Source organism: Deltaproteobacteria bacterium (assembly GCA_020845895.1).
Lineage (GTDB): Bacteria > Lernaellota > Lernaellaia > JACKCT01 > JACKCT01 > JADLEX01.
This window is the reverse complement of the sequence record JADLEX010000141.1, coordinates 31,848-53,408: the sequence shown is the minus strand read 5'-3', so window position 1 is coordinate 53,408 and position 21,561 is coordinate 31,848. Positions and strand designations below refer to the sequence as shown.

The following is a 21,561-nucleotide window of genomic DNA, read 5'->3' as shown; positions in this document are numbered from 1 at the left end:
GGGATCGTCGATTCTGCTTGCGCTCTGCCGGTTCGTGGTTAAATTGTGCCCAGCCGCCACGCACGGCGGCGATGGGGGAATCGCCATGTCGCGAATTCGTTGGACTTTTGTCGCCGCCGCGCTGCTGCTCGTCGCCCTACCCGGCTGCGGATACAACGCCCTGCAAAGCCTGGACGAGGAAACGACGGCCGCGTGGAGCGAGGTGCAAAACCAGTATCAGCGCCGGTTCGACCTCATTCCGAACCTCGTCAACGTCGTGAAGGGCTATGCCGCGCACGAAAGCGAAACTCTAACGGCGGTAACCGAGGCGCGCGCCAAGGTCGGTCAGATCAAGGTCACGCCCGAGATGCTCTCGAACCCGCAGCTCTTCACGCAGTTCCAGTCGGCGCAGTCGGAACTGGGCGGCGCACTCTCGCGCCTGATGGTCGTGGCCGAAGCCTACCCCGACCTCAAGGCGAACGAAAACTTCCGCGACCTGCAGGCACAGCTCGAAGGCACCGAAAACCGCATCACCGTGGCGCGCAACCGCTACATCGAGGCGGTGAAGACGTTCAACGTGAAGGTGCGCCAGTTCCCGAGCGCGATCACGGCCAAAGTGATCGGCATGAAGACGAAAGAGAATTTCGCGGTTACGAGCGAAGCCGCGCAGACCGCGCCAAAGGTCCAGTTCTGATCCAACCCTGCCGGGGCGAACGAACGTGAAGCGCCGCATTCATTTCGCCTTCGCAATGGTCGCCGTGCTCGCTTTGGCGGGTATGGCACTCGCGCTCGTTCCCGTGCCGAAACTCACCGGGCGCGTGAATGACACGGCGGGGATTCTCGACGGATCGCAGCGTGATCGGATCGAACAGGCCCTCGCCGATTTCGAACGGCAAACCACGACACAGATCGCGTTGCTCACCGTGCCTTCGCTCGACGGCGAGGACATCGCCGCCTTCGGCATCCGCGTCGGCGACGCATGGAAGATCGGCCAGGCCGACAAGGACAATGGCGCGATCCTCATCGTCGCGCCGAAAGACCGAAAGGTGCGCATCGAGGTCGGCTACGGCCTCGAGGGCGCGCTCACCGACGCCGAGTCGTCCCAGATCATCCGCAACGTCATCGTGCCCGCGTTTCGCGACGGCAACTGGTACGGCGGCATCTCCGGCGGCCTCGACGCGATGATGCGCGCGACGAAGGGCGAGTATACTGCGCCCGCGGGGTCGGACAATCCTTATCGCCGCGCCGAGAAGAAACAATCCGTTTTTTCGTCCATCGTCGCGGCGATCATCTTCATCGTCCTCATCTCCACGCCGTGGGGCCGTTCCATGCTGTGGTTCATGATGGCCTCCAGCATGATGGGCGGCGGGCGCGGCGGATCGCGCGGCGGCGGCGGCGGGTTCCGCGGCGGCGGCGGCGGTTTCGGCGGCGGCGGCGCGTCGGGGAGTTGGTGATGGGCACGCGTTTGTCCGAATCCGATCGGGATAAAATCGCTCGCGCGGTGGCCGAGGCCGAATCGCACACGTCGGGCGAAATCGTGCCGGTGATCGTGGACGCGTCGGACGACTATCCCCACGCCGATCTCGTCGCGGGCCTCGTCGGTTTGTTCTCGGCGATCGCCGCGGCGGCGATCGTCAACGTGGAAACCGGCTGGACCGCCGCGGTCGCTCTCGTGACGGCGGGTTTCCTCGCGGGCCTCGTCATCGCTCGCCTGTTCCCAGCCCTTCGCGTCCGGCTCGTCGGTCGGGGTGTGATCCAAACCGAGGTGCACCAACGCGCGCTTCAGGCGTTCGTCGAGAACGGGGTGTCGCGCACCCGCGACCGAACCGGCATCCTGATCTTCGTTTCGCTGCTGGAGCGCCGCGTCGAGGTCCTCGCCGACGAGGGCATTCACGCCAAGGTGCCCGACGGAACGTGGGACGAGGTCGTCGCGCTCGTGCTCGCCGGGGTACGCGCCGGTTCTCTCGCCGACGGTCTCACTCGCGCGATCGCGCGCTGCGGCGAGCTGCTCGCGAAAGACTTTCCGCGACGCGAAGACGACACCAACGAATTGCCCGACGCGCCTCGCAGTCGTTAGCCGCTTTTCGGAGGCACTCTTGTCGGGACGTCATCGAAGTTGTTGCGTGGCGCTCGCCCTGGCATTCGGACTCATTTTGATCGCCAACGTGGGTGCGGCGGATGATCCCAAAGAGATCGTCCTGAAAATCGCCAACTTTCCGCCGCCGCCGCGGTCCGCGCCCGCCGGCAAAACCCTGAAAGCGATTTCCTCGTCGAAGAACGACATCACGGACGTGGACGAGTGGTTTGTAAGAAACGACCTCGCCCTCTCGCCGTACCGTAAAACGCCGTCTCATCCGATCGCGCAAATCGGATCCGCCGCGAGGACCTTTCGAGGGTACACCCTGATTGAGGCGTACGCCGGTCCCGGCGGAATGAGCATGATTTACGGCGATGTGGACGGGGGTCGATTCGTTGTCGTCGCGGACGCAACGACAGGCGTCGCGAAGACCATCGTCGACGCACACGCGTGGACCAAACCGCCGAAGATCAAACCGGGCGACGCGCCGTATGTCGGGATGGGGATTCGCTGGGCCGTCGCGACCGACGACGTTCTGTACGTGTCGAACTTCCACCGCACCTACGCGTCGAGTTCCGGCGGATTCAACGCCTATGTCAGCGCGATCGACCTGTCGGACGGCAAGGTGCTTTGGCGGTCCGCGGCGCTCGTCGCCAATGCGACGAATTTCGTGATCGTCGGCGACGCGATCATCAGCGGATACGGGTTCACCGCGGAGCCGGACTATGTGTTTGTCCTCGATCGCCTCTCGGGAAAGGTGCGCGCGCGCGTCCCGGTCAAGTCGGGCCCCGAGTATCTGATTCTCAAGGACGAAACCCTGTACGTACGGTGCTACGATACGGACTACGTTTTTGCGATCGCGGGCGGCCTGAAGAAAACGCCGTGACGTTCACGAAGCCGGCTCTTCCGCCAGAGCCAAATTCCTGATGTGCCCCAGCACGCGCCGGTGGATCGCATGGATGATGCCGTCCGACCACAGCCGCCAATACGCTTCGGGCCAGATGTTGTGCCGATACCACGTCGTCCCGGTGAGACGCGTCCCGCCGGGAATCGGCGTGAGCAAGAACCGCCCGCGTTCGCTCACCAAAAAATCGTCCAGGTGCGGAGCGTCGACGTGGTCTCTCCACGACCACTCGTCCATCGGCCTCGGCTGCGCGACGACGTCGAACTCCAGCCGCCGCGGCTCGTCCCACACGGTGATCGGCTCGACGAACGCCCCCGTGGAAAACTCGCAGTGGCGCACCGCGCCCACGCCCGTGCCCTCGATGCGTGCGCGGGTTGGATACGCGATACCGAGACGAAAGACCGTTTCGGTGGCCGGCGGCAACTCGGCGAACGCGATGACGTGACGCCAAACGACCTCGGGCGGTGCTTCGATGTCGATCGCCGTGTGGACCGGCAGCACGACGGGACGCGACCCGGCCTGATATTCCGCGCCCATCAGCGCGGGGAGCGCCACGAAAATCGCGAGCGCGGCCCCGGCCGCGGATTGGCTGCCCGCCGAACCCGCACAAACCATGCCCCAACCGACGAGCCCGCCGAGCACGGCGAGCGTGACCGCGATGGGCGAGGCCATGGCGATACACAGGATGCCTTCCCACGCCGCGAAGAAGATGATCGCACCGGTCACCAGCGCCGAACCGCCCGCAATGGCGATGCACTCGCCGAGGCCGCGCGAGCGGCGCACCGACGCGAGCAACACAGCGAAAAGCCCCTGCGCGAAGGGGATGCCGACGAAAAGCCCCCAGCCGTACTGTCGCAGTCCGTAGATCCCGAGTGCTCCGACCGGCAACAGCGCCATCGGCGCGACGGCCGCGCCCATCAGCGCGGACCCGAGGTCGCTCTCGGGCAGCCACCGCAGCCAGCGCGGACGATCGGCGTCCGTCTTCGTCGCGGCCGACGGCGCAACGCACAGGGCGACGAAAAACAGCAGGTTGACGAAGGGCACGAAAAAGACCGGCACGAGCCACACCGGCCAGCCGATGTCGCGCAGACGTTTCGCGGTGAGCGCGGTGCCGAGCCAGATGAACGGGATCGCCGTGGCCAACATCGCGCCCGCAAACGCGCCGTCCTCGGGACGCAATTGCAGCACGGTCGCGCCGAGCCCGGGGAACCAGTACTGGAGCGGGTCCCACGGCCGTTCGAACACCGCCGCGACGATACGATCGATGTTGTATTTGAGCGCCATCGCGACGACGCCGACGATCGCGAACGTCCTGCGGTTCACCCGCCCCGAAACACGCCACAGATCGATGAACCCCGTCACGCGGCCTCCCGATGGATCTCTTCCTGTGCCGAAAACCGGGCGGTGACCGTTATGACAATTGTCGGTCCGCGTCGCTTTTCGGGCGAAATCGTTTTGCGATGCGTTCCCGCGCGGCGCTCGTCTGATATGATGCGCGCACCATCGAGTCCCAATGTCCGTCGGCCAAAACCACATCTCTCCGGCCCGTGACCCGTCCGCGCGGACGGCGGCGCTCGGGCTCGGCCTCGTCATGGCGGCGTGCGTCGCGCATGCGAGCACCTATCCGTTCCTCGTCGACGACGCGTACATCTACTTTCGCTATGCGAAAAACTGGGTGGATGGGCTCGGCCCCGTCTTCAACGCGGGCGAAGCGGTCGAAGGCTACACGGGCTTTTTGTGGCTGGCGTGGTTGCGCGTTGCGATGGGCGTCGGGATCCGGCCGGAGACCGCCGCGTTCGCCTTGGGCTGGACGTGTTCCGCGCTCACGCTCGTCACGATCTTTCGCGCGTGGCGCCGCTGGTTCCCCGATCGCCCGTGGGCGCACGCGCTGATCGCACCGGCGTTGCTGGCCGTCAATCGCACCTTCGTCGCGTGGAGTTCCGGCGGCCTCGAAACCGCACTCTTCACGTTTCTGGTCACCATCGGCTGGGCAAGGCGTCTGGAAGAACGACACGAACCGGGTTGGTTCCCCTGGTCGGGCCTGTTTTTCGCGGCGGCCACGCTGACGCGGCTCGAAGGCGCGCTGTTTTTCGCGATGACCCTCGCGGCCGAGGCGGGCCTCGCGTTGCGCGATCGAAGCGCGGGCCGTTCCCGTCCAATGCGTCCCGGCCGCCTCGCGATCGGCGTCGCGCTTTTTGCCGCGCCCGTGATCGCGCACCTGTTGTGGCGGCACCACGTTTACGGCGCGTGGCTTCCCAACACCTTCTACGCAAAGGTGCCCGGCGCGCGGTTCGACACCGGCCTGCCGTATCTCGCCACGTTCCTGATCGAGCATGCCGCGTTTTTCGTGTTGCCGATCGCGCTCGCCGGAATCATCCGCCCGGGCGACGCGGGTCGTCGCGCGAACGTCCTCTTCGCGTGGGGAAGTGTCACGGCATATGCGTTCTACATTGCGGCGGTGGGTGGCGATCACTTCGAGTACCGTTTGCTCCACCCGATCCTGCCCATTGTCGCGCTGCTCGTTGCCGACAGTTGCTCGGTGGTCGAAGGCCAGGTGAAAAACGGTCGCTCGGTCGCGATCGCGCTCGCCGTGGCCGTGGCGCTCGTCTCCGGGCTCATCCCGCAAAAACTCTCGAGGCCGTTTCGACCGGGCGCGAAACCGGTTACTCCATACCTGGGCGAGATGCAGTTCGGCACGATCGCGCGCATCCCGCCCTTCGCGCATTGGTTCGACCTCTTCAACCGCACCTACGCGCCGGTCGCCGCGCACCTCGCGGGAATCCGCATCGAGAACCTGCGTTACGGGCAGAACTCCCAACTCGCGCAGGCGAAACAGCTTCGCGTCGCCATGGACGCGGGGCTCGTGCGGCGCGACGACGTGATCGCCCTCGGACCGGTCGGCATCATTCCGTACGTCACCGGCCTGACGACCGTGGACATTTTCGGCCTGACGGACGCGACCGTCGCGCGCTCGCCGCAACCGGGCAGCGGGCTCGTGGCGCACGAAAAGCAGGCCCCGTGGGCGTACCTGAAAAAACGGGGCGTGGCGTTTATTCCACTCGACAGCATGGGCTTTTTCCTGAGCCGGCAGGACATCGACCGCTACCGCAGGCCCGGCAGCCGCGATTTTTACGTCGCGCAGATCGGGCACGGGTTCTTTGCGTTCTACTCGACGCTGCCGCGTGCGAAGATTCTGGAGATGATGATGACGCGCGGTTTCGCCGTTCATCACTTCAAGGATGGCGAGGCGATCGGCATGGTCGGCAAGTGAGACGGCGCCTCGGGCGAATCATGCGGTGTCGCTTTTCACACGCCCGGGATTCTGTTTGAATGTCGCTCATGCCGATTCGACGTGAAATCCGTTTTCGTCTCCGCCTTTCGCTCATCCTGCTGGCATTCGCGCTCCTGGCGGCCGGCTGCAAAGACGTCGAGGTCGGCGTCACCACGGTCAGGCCCGAGGACGCCGCGACGCAGAAAGCCAAACCGTTCATGGAACTCAAGCGGCCCGGCGAGGATCTGACGAAGCCCCTCGTCGTGTGCAGCACGGCCCTTGTCGCGGACCTCGTCACGCGTCTCGCCGGTGACTGGGTCCGCGTGCAGACGCTGGTTCGCCACCGCGACGATCCCCACGCTTACCGACCGCGCGCCGAGGACACGATCGCCGTGCGCGACGCGCAGCTCACTGTCGCCGTGGGGTTGCGTTTCGAGACGCGCATGCGCGAGACGATCGACTTCGCCGGGCGGCGCGGCCTGCTGCTCGCCGAGATTCCGGACTTGTCGCTGGTTCGCGCACCCGATGCGCCGCCGGATTCGCACATCTGGTGGAGCGTTCCCAACTACATCCTGTGCGTCGAAAAGGTGCGCGACACGCTCATTCGCATGTGGCCGCAGCAGGAGGAGACGTTTCGGGCGAACGCCGACGCCTACATCACCCAGCTTCGCGAACTCGACACGCAGACGAAAGCCGCGGCCGCGCGGATCCCGGAATCGAAGCGCGTGATCGTAACCGTTCACGACGCGCTCAAATACTTCGCGCGAGATTACGGTTTCCGCACCCTCGCGCCGATGAGCCTTCAGACCGAGATGACGGTGGACGACGCGCAGCTCATCGCCATTGCCGACGCCCTCGCGAAGGACAAGGTGCCCGCCGCGTTCAAGGAAGCGTCGTGCGCGAACGAGAAGAACCTGCTCATCGAGCGGATCGTCGCGCTCGCGAACGAGCGTCACGGCCACCACGTCCACGTTCCCGGCATGCTCTATACCGACAATCTGGAGCGGCCGGGGCGACTGGGCGGGGACTACGTCAGCGCCTTCAAGCTGAACTTCAAGCTGATCTACGACGTGATGATGGGCGAATCCGCGCCCGAATACTTTTCGGCGTTTTCCGAGGGCGATTGATTTCGGTTCCCGGGATCATCCCTCACGGAATTCCCGGAAAACCCGACGGGCGTCATGGATTTTCGGGCGGTCTCCCTGCATGGTTACGAACATTGTATGTCGCCGGATGGCGGGAGTGTGGTCGATGGCCATGACGAGACGATCGAGGTTCTTGGGATTTTTCCTGTGCGCGGCATTCGCGATGAGCTTCGGCGCGTGTGGGGGCGACGACGACGATGACGGGACCGTCGACGGCGACAGCGGCGGATCGTCGTCCACGGATACGAGCGGCGACGATGATTCAGACGACGACGATGGCGACGACGACGCGGCGGATGATGACGACGGAGACGACGATGCCGCGGACGACGACGCATCCGACGACGACACGGGCGACGACGACGCCGACTATCCCCTCGAAGTGGGCGATGACGTGCCCGATTGGTCGCTGCTCGCACACGACGGCAGCACCGTGACGCTGTCCGACTACCTCGGCCAGTACGTGCTGCTATCGACCAATCCCAAGGCGAACACCGCCGTGTGCTCGCTTCAAATGAAATCGCTCGACGACTATGCGGCGGACTTCTGGAGCCGCAACACCATGCCCTTCGGCACCTCGGCGGACACCCACGCGACGCAGGTCGACTGGGCCGGGAACTGCGAGCTGGAAAACGTCCTGCTGCTCGCCGACATCGACCCCAAGGGCGCGGTCGCCGACATGTTTGGGTTCTACAATTCCGCGACCGGCACCGACGTGCGGGGCAATATTCTCATCGACCCGACCGGTGTCCTCGTCTGGATCAAGTCCTACCCCGCCTCGCAGGTCCCGGACTTCCAGGAAATCCTCGACTGGCTCGACGACAACGGTTGAGCGCAACCCGGATCTTCCTCAACGCCCACGCCGTACGACACGACTTGGGCGTGGTCATTTTTTCCTTCCCTTCTCCGCCATCGTGTTATAATCGCCCCATCGGCGTTCTTTGAGTCATCACGATGAGCCCAATTGGGACGACGGACGGAGGCATGTCATGCAGAGCACATCGCGTTCCGTGCAGAAGCTCGTCGAGGACCAGGTCCGACGTTGGCGCATCGAGGGTCGCGGCCGCGGCAGCGGCGGCGGCGCGGGGAAGAGCGTGGTCACGCTGTCGCGGGAGCCGGGCAGCGGAGGCCGTCTGGTGGCCGAGCGTCTGGCCGCGACGCTGGGGTGGGATCTGTTCGACCGAGATCTCATCAGCCGCGTGGCGCAAAGCGTGAACATGAGCACGGCCATCGTCGAGACGCTCGACGAAAAGGAGCAGAGCCTGCTCTCGCACTGGATCACTGGCCTGGTCAGCCGCCAGCATCTGTGGCCCGACCAGTACCAGCAGCACCTGCTCCGGGTCATCGCCACGATCGGGCGGCACGGCCACGCGGTCATCGTCGGGCGCGGCGCGAACTTCATCCTGCCGCGCGACCCCTGCGTGCGCGTGCGGGTGGTCTGCCCGCGCGAGATGCGCATCGAAAGCGTGGCGAACTACTACCACGTCCCTGAGGCGGAAGCCGAACGACGGCTCGTGCGTTCCGAGAGCAACCAGCGGGCGTTCATCCTGCAAAACTTCAGCGCGGCCATCGATGATCCCACGCAGTACGATCTCGTTCTCAACACCGGTTCCCTGGGCATCGACGGCGCCGTGGACGTCGTTCGATCGTTTGTGGACTCGCAGAACCGAATGATGGCCAACCGACCGGCCGCGCACTGAGGGAAGTCGCCGCCGTCCGTCGTGCGAGAGAACCCTCACCCCGGTTCGCTTCGCTCGCCACCCCTCTCCCGTCATGACGGGAGAGGGGATGGGGGGTGAGGGCGTTTCCGCAAGTCCATCTTCCCGAAGCCTCGCCTGGAAATTCCTCAAGGATATTTGACATTTAGAGCTGCTTCCTTCATAATCCGGTTTAATCATGGATGGATTCGCGCCCTCGTGCGTTTAGGACAGCTTGCGACTCGCCGGTTCGGCGGGCCGAGCCGGGGGCGAAATCTGGGCACGCGGAGTGGGTATGGTCCACCCCTTGCGTTCTGACGACCAGATGCCCGGTGCGGGTGAAACCCGACGTATTTTGGTCGTCAACGACGATCCTTTTCAGCTCGATCTCACCGCGCGCACCATTCGCGAGATGGGTCACGAGGTTGTCGTTGCGTCCGACGGCGAGGAGGCGATTCTCCGCGCCGTCGAGGGACCCGATCTCGATCTCGTCGTCACCGACCTCTACATGCCGCGCATCGACGGCTGGAAGCTGTGCCGCCTGTTGCGCAGTAGCCATTTCCCGCGATTCAACCGGGTCCCGATTCTCGTTCAGTCCGCCACGTTCGCGGGGAGCGACACCGAACAGGTGACGCGCGACAACGGCGCGAACCACTTCCTGCCGGTGCCTTACCCGCCCGACGAACTGCGTCGCTCGGTCGATAAACTCCTGGCCGGCGAGATCCCGCAAAAGCCCGTGCGCGCGCTGGTGGTCAACGCGAACGACGCGCTGCGCCGTATGGTCGCCGACGCCATGCGCCGCTCGGGTTACGAGGTCGCCGAGGCCGCGGGTGCTGAACGGGCGCGCGTGCTTCGCGAGAGCCATCGCCCGGAACTCGTCGTCCTGGGCCATCCGCTGCCCGACGGCATCGTCGAGGAGTTGGTCGCCGAGCTGAAGGCCGCGGAAGAGCGCTCGACGGTCATCGTCGTCGCCGAGTCGCCCGCGGAGTCGCTCGCCGTGCGCGTGACGCGCCATGGCGCGGACGCGTTCGTGCGCGAGCCCTTCGAGATCGATTATCTGATCGCGCTGTGCGAGAAGACGCGGCGCGAACGCTCGCTGATCCGCATCGAGGAACTGCTCGCCGACCGATCGCGCGAACTGTCGCAGAGCGAGCGCAAATATCGCGACCTGATCGAAAACGCGATCGACATCATCTTCATGCTCGACGTCGAGGGCGTGGTCATCGAGGTCAACGACGCGTTTCTGCGCGCGAGCGGATACTCACCGCGCGAGCTGATCGGCAGCCACTTCACGCTGCTGCTGCACCCCGCGGACCTGGGGCGGGCGCGCGCGGCGGCGTCGCGCGCGGCGCGCGGCGGTGATTCGCAGATCGAAATGCGCCTCAAGGACAAAGTCGGCGGATTCGGCTGGTACTCGTTCGCGTACCGTCCGATCACCGATCCCGACGGTTCGGTGCTGGCGATCCACGCGGTCGGGCGCGACATCACCGAACAAAAAGACGCCGCCGCGCGGCTCGAGTGGATGGGCCGCGTGATCGCGCAGGTCGGCGAGGGCATCGCGGTCGCCGACCTCGAAGGAACAATCGTCTTCGCAAATCCCGCGTTCGCGCGTATCCACGGCAGCGACGACGCGGCAGCGCTCGCCGGCAAGGGCGTGCGTGAGTTTCTGGACGAGGGCGCCGCGCCCGATCTGATCCCGTTTCGTGACGAGGTCCTTCGCGCCGGTCGCCATACCGGCGAATTGACACACCTGCGCGCCGACGGAGTCGCGATCCACGCGCGGACCACCGTCAGCGTGTTCACGGGCGCGGACGGACGCCGCGCGGGCTACGTGCTGCTGGTTCAGGACCTGTCCGAGCGGCGCGCCGCGGCGCAGGCGCTCACCGAATCGGAGGAGCGTTTCGCGCTCGTCGCCGGACGCACCTCGGACATCATCGTCACGCGGGCGCTGGGCGCGCATCCCTCCACGCAGTTCCTGTGCGGGCGCTGCGAGCAGATTCTGGGGTACTCCGCCGAGGAGATGACGAACGGCATCGAGCGGTGGCTCGAGCGCATCCCCCTCGAAGACCGCCACGTCTTCACGCAGCCCGGCGGAAGACCCTTCGACGGTCCCCCGGGCGATGTCGAATGGACCTACCGATTCCAGACGCGCGAAGGACGCACGGTGCATTTGCGCGAGCAGGGCGTACGGCAGGCCGAAGACGGCGTGACAAAGGTGCACAGTGCGATTCGCGACGTGACCGCGCAGGTGACCGCGGAGCAGGAACGCGAAAACCTGCAACGGCAGCTCCTGCACGCGTCGAAGATGGAGTCGATCGGTACGCTGGCCGGCGGCATTGCCCACGACTTCAACAATCTCCTGACCGGCGTGATGGGCAATCAGGAACTCGCGTCGCTGTATGTCGGCGATGCCGGGCGCGAATACCTGAACAACGCCAAGGCCGCGGCAGCGCGCGCGGCGGATCTCGTCAAGAAACTGCTCGCGTTTTCACGCAAGGAGAAACTCGAACGCAAGGTCCTCGACCTGGGGACGATCGTCCATGAGACGCGCAAGGTGCTCAGTGAAACCTTTGACCGGCGTATCCATATCGACGCGCAGGTTCCCGAAGACCTGCGCCGCGTGAACGCCGACGCCGGGCAGGTGCAGCAGGTGCTGATGAACCTGTGCATCAACGCCCGCGACGCCCTGACGGACGTGCTCGACGGCCGCGTGGCGACGGCGCTGCGCGAGCGGTACACGATTTCGATCTCGCTTTCGAACTGGGACATCGACGACGCGCAAGTCGCGTCACGTCCCGAGGCGAAGCCCGGCGCTTACGTCCTGCTGCGCGTCGCGGATAACGGCGCGGGGATGAGCGAGGAGACGAAGCAGCGGCTGTTCGAGCCGTTCTTCACGACCAAGGAGGCCGGGCGTGGTACCGGCCTCGGTCTCGCGACCGTCTTCGGCATCGTCAAGCAGCACGAGGGATGGATCGACTTCGACAGCCGTCTCGGTTCGGGCACCGAGTTTCGCATCTACCTGCCCGCCGCGGCCGAGTCGCGGTCCGTCGAAGCGACGCCGGGGATCGCGGTCGATCTGCCGCGCGGCACCGAGACGATTCTCGTGGTGGACGACGAGGCGGTGATCCGCGACATTTTGCGCGAGACGCTCCAGCAGGCGGGCTACACCGTGATCGTCGCCGAGGACGGGCGCAAAGGTGTCGAGGCGTTTATCGAGCATCGCGCGCGCATCGGCGGGGTCATCCTCGACCTCACCATGCCGCGCATGTCCGGCGGCGAGGCGCTCGACATCATCCGCTCCAAGTCGCCGAACGCGAAAGTGGTGATCTCCACCGGCCACGCCGATCTGATCGACCGCGACGATTATCTACGCCGCGGCGCCTCGGCCTTCGTGCCCAAACCCTACAAGCTGATGGAACTGCTGCGGACGCTTCGCACGGTGCTGGACCGATAACTCGGGCTAAAAACGGTCGGCGAACTGCCTATCGATACACCTCGCGTCGATGTCCGATCACGGTGATGGTGATCTCTCGCGCGTCGTCGTCGATGCGGTAAACGACTCGCCACGTCCCCACACGGATGCGCCAGTCCCGGCTTCCGACCAGTTTTCGCGAGTTGTCCGGCCGTGGATTTTCCGACAGGGCCAGAATCTTCGTACGCACTCGTTCGAAAATGTCGTTCGGAAGGCGGGAGAGCTCTTTTTGTGCGGACGGATGAAAGCTGACTCGATAACTCACCGAGTGATTCCCCGGCGTCGGTCCTCCTCAGCGAAGACGTCGTCCGCGCTCCGGGCGAGGTTTTCCTTTCGGGCCGCGGAAAGCAGGGCATCGTAGATGTCTTCGCGCGTTTCCTCGGCCGCGTCCGGGAACAGCGAAACGACGAGATCCCAAAGCCCGTCTTCGTCGAGCGAGAACACGCGGTTTCGAATGTCTTTCAAAGCGGTTTCCCGCGCGGCGTTCATATGGCCTCCAGCACTCGGGCCATCGTACGACTTGGCAGCCTCGTCATCAAGGATCACCCAATTCCTTCGTCCGCCATCTCGATATTCGCGTACGCGCTGTGGTTGTGGATGCTCTCGAAGTTTTCGGCCTCGACCGAAAACCACGTGATCGCCGGGTGCGCGCGCAGACGCAGCGCCGCTTCGCGGACCACGTCCTCGACGAAGGCCGGATGCTCGAACGCGTGGCGCGTGACGAAGTCGGCGTCTTCCGGCTCCAGCACCGACCAGATCGGGCTCGATGCACACTCTTCCATCAGCGCGATCAGATCCTCGATCCACACGAACTCGCGGAAACGAACCCGTACGGTGATTTCGCCGCGCTGCGTGTGGGCCGACACCTTCGCCAGTTCCTTGCTGCACGGGCACAGCGTCTGCACGGGGATCACGATGCCGAGCACCATGTCGAATTCGTGGTTCAGGCTCGCCTCGATCGAGCAGGCATAACTCACCAGCCCCGGCGCACCGGAGCGCGGCGCCGTCTTTTCCACGAAGTACGGAAACTCCACGGCTACATGCGCCTCGGTCGCGGTGAGCGCCTGTTTGATCTCGGCGCACATCGCGCGAAACTCGCGCAGCGAGATGCTCGATTGATGGCGCTCGAGCACCTCGACGAAGCGCGACATGTGCGTGCCCTTGAAGTGCCCGGGGAGATTGACGGCCATGCGAAAGGTGCCGACCGTGTGCTGGCGTCCGTGGGCCTTGTCGCGCACCACGATGGGATAGCGAAGCCCCTTCACGCCGACTTTGTTGATCGGCAGGGCGCGTTCGTCGCGGGAATTCTGAATATCGGCGAGCTGCGTCATGGGAATATCCGTGTCGTCGGGGCGTCCGCGCCGGAAATACGCGGGGCGGTCCGAAGACCGCCCCGATTCTGAGTCGATTCGCTCTTCCTGACGAGTGATCTACCGCAACTCGGTCGCGTTTTCGCGCACCTTGCGGATGATCGCGACGATGTCGTCCACATCCTTTTTCGTGCCCATCAGTTTGGGATAGTGCATCCACACGCCGGTTTCCAGCGCGAATTCCCATGCCACGGGCGTGTTCGCCGATTCCTTCGTGATGCCGTCGCCGTAGCGCTCGCGCAGCATCGGCCACTCGCCCGTCTTCGCGGCGAACAGCGAATTCGCATACATCGGTTTGTAGAACGCGCCGTCGAGGTGCAGGCCCTCGGCCTCGCACGCCTCGATGAACTTGTCGCGGTGCACGCCGGCGAATTCGTTCTTGTCATAGGTGAAGATGAACTGGTAGTGCGCCTGCGTGGTGATGCGCGGATCGCGCTCGATCACGCCGATGCCCGGGATCTTGCGAAGCTGTTCGGTCAGGTATGCGCCGTTTTCCGCACGCAGCTTGGTGCGTTCGGGCAAGGCTTCGAGCTGCGCGCGCAGCACCGCGGCCTGGAACTCGCTGATGCGATAGTTCCATCCGAAGAGCCGCCCGTCGAATTCATCGTAGCCCGGCTCCTTGCGTCCGCAGTTCACGAGGCTCTGGCATTTTTGCTCGAGCACGGGATCGGACGTGAGGATCAAACCGCCCTCCCCCGCGGTCATGAGCTTGCTCGACTGGAAGCTGAAGCTGCCCAGGTCGCCGATGGAGCCGACGCCGCGCCCGCGCCACTCGCCGCCGTGCATGTGGGCACAGTCCTCGATGAGCGCGAGTCCGTGCTTCTTGGCGATCTCGGTCAGCCGGTCGAGGTCGGCGATGGTCGAGCCCAGGTGCACCGCGATGATCGCCCGGGTCTTCGGCGTGATCGCGGCCTCGATCAGGTCGCAGTCGATCGTGAAGTTCATCGGCTTGATGTCGACGAAAACGGGCACGGCGTTGAGGTATACGGCGCACGCGGCGGTCGCCACCCACGACGTGGCGGGCACGATGACCTCGTCGCCCGCCGCAATGCCCAGCGCGCGCAACGCGATTTCCAGCGTCACGGTTCCGTTGGCCGCGCAAATGCCGTATTTCGCGCCGGCGTACTTCGCGTATTCCTCGGCGAAGTGACGGGCCTGAAAGTTCGGTGAAGGGTATCCGCCCCAGTTCCGGGAATCGAGCACCAGATTCAGGAACTCGCGCTCACGTTCGGTGTAGGGAGGCCACGTGGGCCACGGATCATTGCGTAGCGGGGTTCCTCCGCGGATCGCCAGGTTGCTCATCGCGCACTCCTTTTTCGGGACCGACCCGGAAAACGATTTGAACGGGTCTTCAAATCGGGCCGAAATCTACATCAAAGTCGACCGGGAAGGCAAGGAATTCCGTCCGGCAACGCCGGGGACCATCTCTCCCGGCGACCGGCTCTTGAACCTTCGGCCAAACCCGGTATTCTACCCCTCGGTCATCGCCAGATCCCGGAACTTTCGTCCCATCGCAGGCCAAGGAGCGTTTGCTCCGCCGAACTCCTGAACGAACGGGCGGAAAGGGCTTCGTGAACGTCACCGAGCTGGACAACGCCGAACAATTCTCCCGGGAATATCGCACGCGGCAGGTTCTGATTCTGTCGATCGCCGTCCGGATCGGCATCGCCATTTTCGTTTGGCTGTGCGTGACGCTTCCGAGCAATCCCGGCTGGGCGGCGGGTTCCGATCCCCTGTTCCACGCCGGTTTCGCGCTCGCATTCGCGGGCTACATCTATTCGCTCCGTCGACTGCGCACGGAAACCCGGCCCCTTCGCTGGATGGGATTCGTCAACACGCTCGAGATCCTCGCGATCTCGGCGCTCGTCTGGCGGACCGGCGGCACCGCGAGCCCGATGACCGTTCTGTACCTCATGCTCATCATGGGTGCGGTCTTCGTCGGCCAGGTGTCGTACGTCCTGACAGTCAGCCTCGGTGCGACAGCGGTCTACGCCCTGCTCGAAGGGCTGCTTCTCACCGAGATCATTCCCCGCGCGATCGCGTTCTCCGCGCGCGACACCTCGGCCGAGGACCTGTTCAATTCGGCGTACATTTCGACCACTCTCGCCGTCGTCGGCTTTTTTTCGCTCTTCACGATCCTGCTGCTCATGTATCTCTATGAACAGGTTCAGCGGCTGCACCTCACGATCGAGCGTCGCCGGAACCAGCTTTCGGACGCGAATCAGGCCCTGCTCGCGAGCTTCCACGACCTGTCGACGCTCGTGGACCGCCTGAAAGCGAGCGAAGAGGCGGCGCAGTCCGCGCGCGGCGATCTCCTGAAAATGGAAAAGGTGCTCGTGGTCGCGCGGCTCGCGGCCGGCAATCTTCATGAACTGCGTTCGCCGCTGACCATGGTGATCTCGGAAATCGAAATCCTACTGCTCTCCAAGTCGTTGCCCGCGGAGGCGAAACTCAAAGAGACGCTCAAAAAAGTTCTGGCCAACGCGTCGCGTATGAAAGCGCTGCTCCAGAATGTCGAGGACGCCGTTCGTCCGCACCCCGAACAGCGATTCGTCGAGGTGGACCTGAACACGATGGTTTCGCGTGTCGTCGGGTTGATGGCGTACGAGATGAAGAAACGCAACGTCAAATTCGTCGCGAGCTACGACCCGGCCGAACCGCGCATCCTCGGCGTGCCCTCGCAGATCGAACAAATCATCGTCAATCTCGTCGCCAACGCCGCCGACGCATGCCCCGAACGCAACGGCGCGGTCACGGTGGAAACGCAGATCCGTAACGCCGGCGTGAATCTCGTCGTGACCGACAACGGCGAGGGGCTCAACGAAGACGAGACGGCGAAGATCTTCGACCCGTTCTTCACGACGAAGAACCGGAGCGACCAACTCGGCCTCGGGCTCTACGTCGTCGCGAACATCGTGGATCGGCACAAGGGTCACATCTCCGTCGAGTCGAATCCCGGCCGACGCACCGCGTTCACCGTCACCTTCCCGATGGCCGTGTAACGGCGCGCCGCGCCCCGGAGCCCAAATGTCCCAGCGCCTGTTCCTGATCGACGGATCCGGTTTCATCTTCCGCGCGTTCTACGGCGTGCGACGACTGAGCACGTCCACGGGCGTGCCGACGAACGCGGTATTCGGATTCGCGACGATGATGATGAAACTGCTGCGCGACCATGCGCCGACGCACGTCGCGGTCGTCTTCGACACCAAGGAGCCGACGTTTCGCCACGAGATTTATCCCGACTACAAGGCGAATCGCGACGCGCCGCCCGACGACCTCGTGCCGCAGTTCGGCCTGATCCGCGAGCTCGTCGACGCTTTCGGTTGGCCGCGAATCGAGCGGGCCGGCTTCGAGGCGGATGACGTCATCGGCACACTCGCCGACCGCGGCGCCGAGAGCGGGTTCGAGGTGGTGATCGTCTCGTCGGACAAGGATTTGTGCCAGCTCCTGGCCGAGCGCGTGCGCATGTACGACCCGATGAAGGATGTGTGGACGGGACCCGACGACCTGAAGGAGCGATTCGGCGGCGGGCCCGAGCGCGTGGTCGAGGTGCTCGCGCTGGCGGGCGACACGTCGGATAACGTGCCGGGCATTCCCGGCGTCGGTGAGAAGACCGCCGTCAAACTGCTCGATGAATTCGGTTCGTTCGACGCAGTGCTCGAAAACGCGGCCAAGATCAAGGGCAAGCTCGCCGAGAAGGTGATGGAGAATGTCGAAGCGGCGCGCCTCGCCCGACGCCTCGTGACCATCGAGCGCGGGCTCGATCTCGGGATGGGTTTCGACGAGCTGCGTCTGACGCCCACCGACCGCGAAAAGCTCGGCGAGTTTCTCGGACGCCTCGAAATGTCGCGGCTGCTGTCCGACCTTCAGGCCGTTCCCGCGCAGGTCGAATCGAGCGGGCAACTCTCGCGCGACGGCTACCGTCTCGTGACGGATCGCGAAACACTTAATGAGATGATCGGCAAAATGCGCGCGGCGGGGGAGTTCGCGCTCGACACCGAAACCACGAGCGAGCACCCCACGCGGGCCGATATCGTCGGCATGTCGTTTTGCTGCGACGGCCGCGAGGCGTTCTATCTGCCCGTCGCGCACCATTACCTCGGCGTGCCGGCGCAGATTTCGCTCGCCGAGGCGCTCGACGCGCTGCGTCCGTTGCTCACCGACGCATCCGTGCGCAAGGTCGGCCAAAACATCAAGTACGACCAGATCGTGTTTCGCCGCGCGGGGGTTGATCTGCGTGGCGTGGACTTCGACACGATGGTGGCGAGCTACCTGCTGGAGCCCGAGGCCGACAGCCACGGCATGGACGTGCTCGCGTCGAAATACCTCGGCCACCGCACGATCAAGTTCAAGGACGTCACCGGCAGCGGCAAGGATCAGAAGGGTTTTGCCGAGGTGCCGCTCGACATGGCGCGCGATTACGCCGCCGAAGACGCACACGTGACATGGGAACTCTACCGGCTGCTCGCGCCGCTGATCGAACGCGAGGGATTCGACCGGCTCCTGCGCGAGATGGAGATGCCGCTCATCGACGTGCTCGTCGACATGGAGATGGCGGGCGTGCTGATCGATCCCGTGTTCTTTCGCGGACTTTCGAAAGAAGCCGACGGCGAACTCGTCCGACTGGAGGCCGAGATCCACCAGGCCGCGGGCGGTCCCTTCAACCTCAACAGCCCGAAACAGGTTGGGGAGATTCTGTTCGAGAAGCTCGGTCTCCCGTCGGGAAAGAAGACGAAGACGGGCTACTCGACCGACGTCACCGTGCTCGAGTCGCTCGCCGACAAGCATGTCGTTCCCAAGCTGCTGCTCGAATACCGGGCGTTCCACAAGCTCAAGAGCACGTATATCGACGCGCTGCCGTCGATGATCAACCCCCGCACGGGACGCGTCCACACGAGCTTCAATCAGGCCGTGGCCGCGACGGGGCGGCTCTCGTCGTCCGATCCCAATCTGCAAAACATCCCGATCCGAACGAAACAGGGGCGGCGCATTCGCGAGGGGTTCGTCGCGCCCGAAGGCCGCGTGCTTCTTTCGGCGGACTACTCGCAGGTGGAGCTGCGCATCCTTGCGCACCTGTCGGGCGACGCGGCGATGCTGGACGCCTTCGCCTCCGGCGGCGATATCCACCGCAGCACCGCCGCGCAGGTGTTCGGAGTCGAATTGGGCTCCGTCACCCCCGAGATGCGCCGACAAGCCAAGGCCGTCAACTTCGGCATCGTGTACGGCATGAGCGCGTTTCGACTGGGGCGAGATCTGGAGATCGGCACCAAGCGCGCGCAGGAATTCATCGACGCCTACTTCGGGCGATTCGCCGGCGTGAAGACGTTTATCGAACGCACCATTGCCGACGCGCGCGAAAAGGGGTTCGTGACCACGATGATGGGCCGCCGCCGCCGCGTACCGGAACTGGTGGCGAGCAACCGGCAGGTTCAGAGTTTCGGCGAACGCCTCGCGGTCAACACGCCGATTCAGGGTTCCGCCGCGGACATCATCAAAGTGGCGATGGTCCGCCTGCGCGCCCGCGTCGCGCGCGAGGCCGCGCCGATGACGATGATCCTTCAGGTGCACGACGAGCTCGTGTTCGAGGTCGATGCGCACTTCGTGGACGAGGCCGCAACGATCGTCCGCGAGGAGATGGAAAACGTCGTGAAGCTCGATGCACCGCTCAGGGTGGAGACGAGTCACGGAAACAACTGGGCCGAGGCTCACTGAAAACGGACGGAGCGTCGTGGCGAAACGAAGGCCAACGTGGCGATGGGGCGGCGCGCTCGTCGGCGCGCTGTTCGCGGCGATCTATGTGATCGCCCGCGCGCTCGATATCCCGCTTCCCTTCGACATCCTCGGCAAGAGCACGGGCGAATTTATCGTGCCGCCCACGGGACTCGTGCGCGTGGTGGAGGCCGTGGACGGCGACACCATCAAGCTCGCCGGCGGGGCGCGCGTTCGTTACGTGGGTGTGGATACACCGGAGCGAAAAGACCCCTACTGGGCGGCGGCGAAACGCGAAAACGCGCGGCTCACCACCGGAAAGGACGTGCGGATCGAGACCTGCGCCAAACGCGGAAAGGACGACTACGGCCGAGCACTGGGTACGCCCTTCGACGGCGAGCGCGACCTCGCTCTCGATCTCGTCCGCATGGGGCTCGGCCGTGTGTTCGTCGATCGCGCGTGCATGTCGCCCGACGTGCTGGCGGCGTATTTCGGTGCGGCGGTCGAGGCGTTCGACGCGCGCCGCGGCATCTGGAGACTCGCTCCCGACATCGCGATTCGGGCCGAAGACGCGGCGGACCTTGGCGGTTACCAGGGCTTCGTCTGCGGTCCCGTCAGGACGATCGAGCGACAGGCGGGAACGATCGCGATCGGACTCGGCGCGAAGTCGGAATTGCGGCTGCGGATCGCCTCGGGCGCGGGCGTGAAACCTTCGGGAGACGATCTCGTCGGTCGATCGGTCGCGGTGTTCGGACGCATCGAGAACGATCACGGACCGGTGATGACGATCGACGCCGCCGCGCAGTGGAGACCGGTCGCGGATTGCCGCGCGGCACTCAGGCCGTGACCGCCGAGCCCGCCCGTTCGTGCGTTTCGGAGGCGCCGGGACGCCAAACGGGGCGTTTGGCGATATACGCGTAAGCCATCAGCGCCGCGCCCGCGGCGAACATCCAGACGCTGATGAACTGGCTCGTCGAGAACTCGCCGACCGAACCCCGCAGCAGGTCGCCGCGGAACAGCTCGATGATGTAGCGGTTGACCGCGTAGATCATGAGCAACAGAGCAGTGCTTTGGCCGTAGTACTTTCGACGCGGCCGGAACCACATCAACACCGCGAACAACATGAGTCCGTTGAGCGTCTCGTAGAGCTGCGTCGGATGCAGGTACGCCTCGGCGCCGAAAAACTTCGTACCGGGGTGATCGATGGGAAACCGCACGCCCCACGGCATGGTCGTGGGGTGGCCGTAACAGCACCCGTTCATAAAGCATCCGAACGAACGGTGAATGGCCAGGCCGAAGCCCGCGTAGGTCGAAAACAGATCTCCCAGCGGCAGAAACCTTTCGCGCCGGATGACCCACATGTAGAACATCACGCACACGAAACTGCCGATGAAGCCACCGTAGAAGACAAGGCCGCCTTCCCAGAACGCGAGCAATCTCCACGGCTGGTCGGCGTAGTCGGCCCACTGCGTGACCACGAACAGAATGCGCCCACCCGCGAGCGTGCCGATGATGGTGGCGATCGCCGCGTTCATGGCCGTTTGCGCCTGGATGTTCTCGGCGGGGGCGCGGCGATTGAGGAGTGCGATGTTGATGGCAAACGCCGACGCCATGGCGACGCTGTAGCTGCGGATCGGATAGGAGCTGTACCCGCCTCGGAAGAACGTCAGGGCGTGCTCCAGATTGAAATGGAACGCGGGGTCCTGAACGAAGACCTTCTTGTAATGGGCGAACATATAGATCGCCCACCCCACGAGCACGGACGAGATCGCGAGGCCGACGCACGAAATCGCGAGTTCGCGGCGATTTTCGAACGTGCGCCGACGAAGATAGAGAATCCAGAACGCGGACAGCACGACGCCCGCGATAAGTGCGGCGACGTTGTCACGCAGTTCGAACAGCACGCGATGCACGAGGACTCCTTTCGTCCGCCCGCG

Annotated in this window: 18 protein-coding genes; 12 read left to right on the top strand and 6 right to left on the bottom strand. The window is 64.7% G+C overall.

The window, feature by feature from the left end; translation table 11 throughout:
- The first annotated feature begins 85 nt into the window (after positions 1–85).
- The 4 genes from IT350_19160 to IT350_19145 are packed head-to-tail and all read left to right on the top strand — an operon-like array spanning position 86 to position 2,942.
- Complete coding sequence (locus IT350_19160; GenBank protein ID MCC6160179.1) at positions 86–673, top strand: LemA family protein; 588 nt, start codon at positions 86–88, stop codon at positions 671–673.
- A 55-nt stretch (positions 674–728) separates the two neighbouring features.
- Positions 729–1,433: a YgcG family protein gene (locus tag IT350_19155; GenBank protein ID MCC6160178.1), complete on the top strand. Its 705-nt coding sequence runs from the start codon at positions 729–731 to the stop codon at positions 1,431–1,433.
- The gene (locus IT350_19150; GenBank protein MCC6160177.1) at positions 1,433–2,056 is read left to right on the top strand and encodes a TPM domain-containing protein; all 624 of its coding nucleotides are present in this window, start codon (positions 1,433–1,435) and stop codon (positions 2,054–2,056) included. Before IT350_19155 ends, IT350_19150 begins: the two co-directional genes overlap by 1 nt.
- A gap of 46 nt (positions 2,057–2,102) precedes the next feature.
- Positions 2,103–2,942, top strand: a complete 840-nt coding sequence (locus tag IT350_19145) for a hypothetical protein (GenBank protein ID MCC6160176.1) — start codon at positions 2,103–2,105, stop codon at positions 2,940–2,942.
- Between the two features lie 3 nt (positions 2,943–2,945).
- On the opposite strand, the gene IT350_19140 is transcribed toward IT350_19145, so the two are convergent.
- On the bottom strand, positions 2,946–4,322 hold the full coding sequence (locus IT350_19140) for a DUF805 domain-containing protein (GenBank protein ID MCC6160175.1): 1,377 nt from the start codon (positions 4,320–4,322) through the stop codon (positions 2,946–2,948).
- A 151-nt stretch (positions 4,323–4,473) separates the two neighbouring features.
- Here IT350_19140 and IT350_19135 point away from each other — a divergent pair, with 151 nt between their 5' ends.
- From IT350_19135 to IT350_19115, 5 genes are all read left to right on the top strand, one after another.
- Positions 4,474–6,231 carry a hypothetical protein gene (locus IT350_19135; GenBank protein MCC6160174.1) on the top strand — a complete coding sequence of 586 codons (1,758 nt, stop codon included), beginning with the start codon at positions 4,474–4,476 and terminating at the stop codon, positions 6,229–6,231.
- 68 nt (positions 6,232–6,299) lie between these two features.
- Positions 6,300–7,358, top strand: coding sequence for a zinc ABC transporter substrate-binding protein (locus IT350_19130; GenBank protein ID MCC6160173.1), 1,059 nt, complete (start codon positions 6,300–6,302; stop codon positions 7,356–7,358).
- Between the two features lie 130 nt (positions 7,359–7,488).
- Positions 7,489–8,208, top strand: coding sequence for a redoxin domain-containing protein (locus tag IT350_19125; protein ID MCC6160172.1), 720 nt, complete (start codon positions 7,489–7,491; stop codon positions 8,206–8,208).
- A gap of 157 nt (positions 8,209–8,365) precedes the next feature.
- Positions 8,366–9,076, top strand: a complete 711-nt coding sequence (locus tag IT350_19120; protein MCC6160171.1) for a cytidylate kinase-like family protein — start codon at positions 8,366–8,368, stop codon at positions 9,074–9,076.
- 292 nt (positions 9,077–9,368) lie between these two features.
- The gene (locus IT350_19115; protein MCC6160170.1) at positions 9,369–12,527 is read left to right on the top strand and encodes a response regulator; all 3,159 of its coding nucleotides are present in this window, start codon (positions 9,369–9,371) and stop codon (positions 12,525–12,527) included.
- A 28-nt stretch (positions 12,528–12,555) separates the two neighbouring features.
- Here IT350_19115 and IT350_19110 read toward each other — a convergent pair whose 3' ends face one another.
- The 4 genes from IT350_19110 to IT350_19095 form a co-directional block, all read right to left on the bottom strand.
- Positions 12,556–12,810 (bottom strand): type II toxin-antitoxin system RelE/ParE family toxin, encoded by a 255-nt coding sequence (locus IT350_19110; GenBank protein MCC6160169.1) that lies wholly within the window; start codon positions 12,808–12,810, stop codon positions 12,556–12,558.
- Entirely contained in the window at positions 12,807–13,034 is a 228-nt protein-coding gene (locus IT350_19105; protein ID MCC6160168.1) for a hypothetical protein, read from the bottom strand. The genes IT350_19110 and IT350_19105 overlap by 4 nt, the downstream gene beginning before the upstream one ends.
- Positions 13,035–13,087: 53 nt before the next feature.
- Positions 13,088–13,876, bottom strand: coding sequence for a GTP cyclohydrolase I FolE2 (locus IT350_19100; protein MCC6160167.1), 789 nt, complete (start codon positions 13,874–13,876; stop codon positions 13,088–13,090).
- 99 nt (positions 13,877–13,975) lie between these two features.
- Positions 13,976–15,217 carry a DegT/DnrJ/EryC1/StrS family aminotransferase gene (locus IT350_19095; protein MCC6160166.1) on the bottom strand — a complete coding sequence of 414 codons (1,242 nt, stop codon included), beginning with the start codon at positions 15,215–15,217 and terminating at the stop codon, positions 13,976–13,978.
- A 269-nt stretch (positions 15,218–15,486) separates the two neighbouring features.
- On the opposite strand from IT350_19095, the gene IT350_19090 reads away from it, so the two are divergent.
- The 3 genes from IT350_19090 to IT350_19080 are packed head-to-tail and all read left to right on the top strand — an operon-like array spanning position 15,487 to position 20,471.
- Entirely contained in the window at positions 15,487–16,917 is a 1,431-nt protein-coding gene (locus IT350_19090; protein MCC6160165.1) for a HAMP domain-containing histidine kinase, read from the top strand.
- A gap of 25 nt (positions 16,918–16,942) precedes the next feature.
- Positions 16,943–19,627, top strand: coding sequence for a DNA polymerase I (gene polA, locus IT350_19085; GenBank protein MCC6160164.1), 2,685 nt, complete (start codon positions 16,943–16,945; stop codon positions 19,625–19,627).
- A 16-nt stretch (positions 19,628–19,643) separates the two neighbouring features.
- Positions 19,644–20,471 carry a thermonuclease family protein gene (locus IT350_19080; GenBank protein ID MCC6160163.1) on the top strand — a complete coding sequence of 276 codons (828 nt, stop codon included), beginning with the start codon at positions 19,644–19,646 and terminating at the stop codon, positions 20,469–20,471.
- Here the strand turns inward: IT350_19080 and lgt are convergent.
- On the bottom strand, positions 20,461–21,537 hold the full coding sequence (gene lgt / locus IT350_19075; GenBank protein MCC6160162.1) for a prolipoprotein diacylglyceryl transferase: 1,077 nt from the start codon (positions 21,535–21,537) through the stop codon (positions 20,461–20,463). The genes IT350_19080 and lgt overlap by 11 nt on opposite strands.
- Positions 21,538–21,561: the final 24 nt, after the last annotated feature.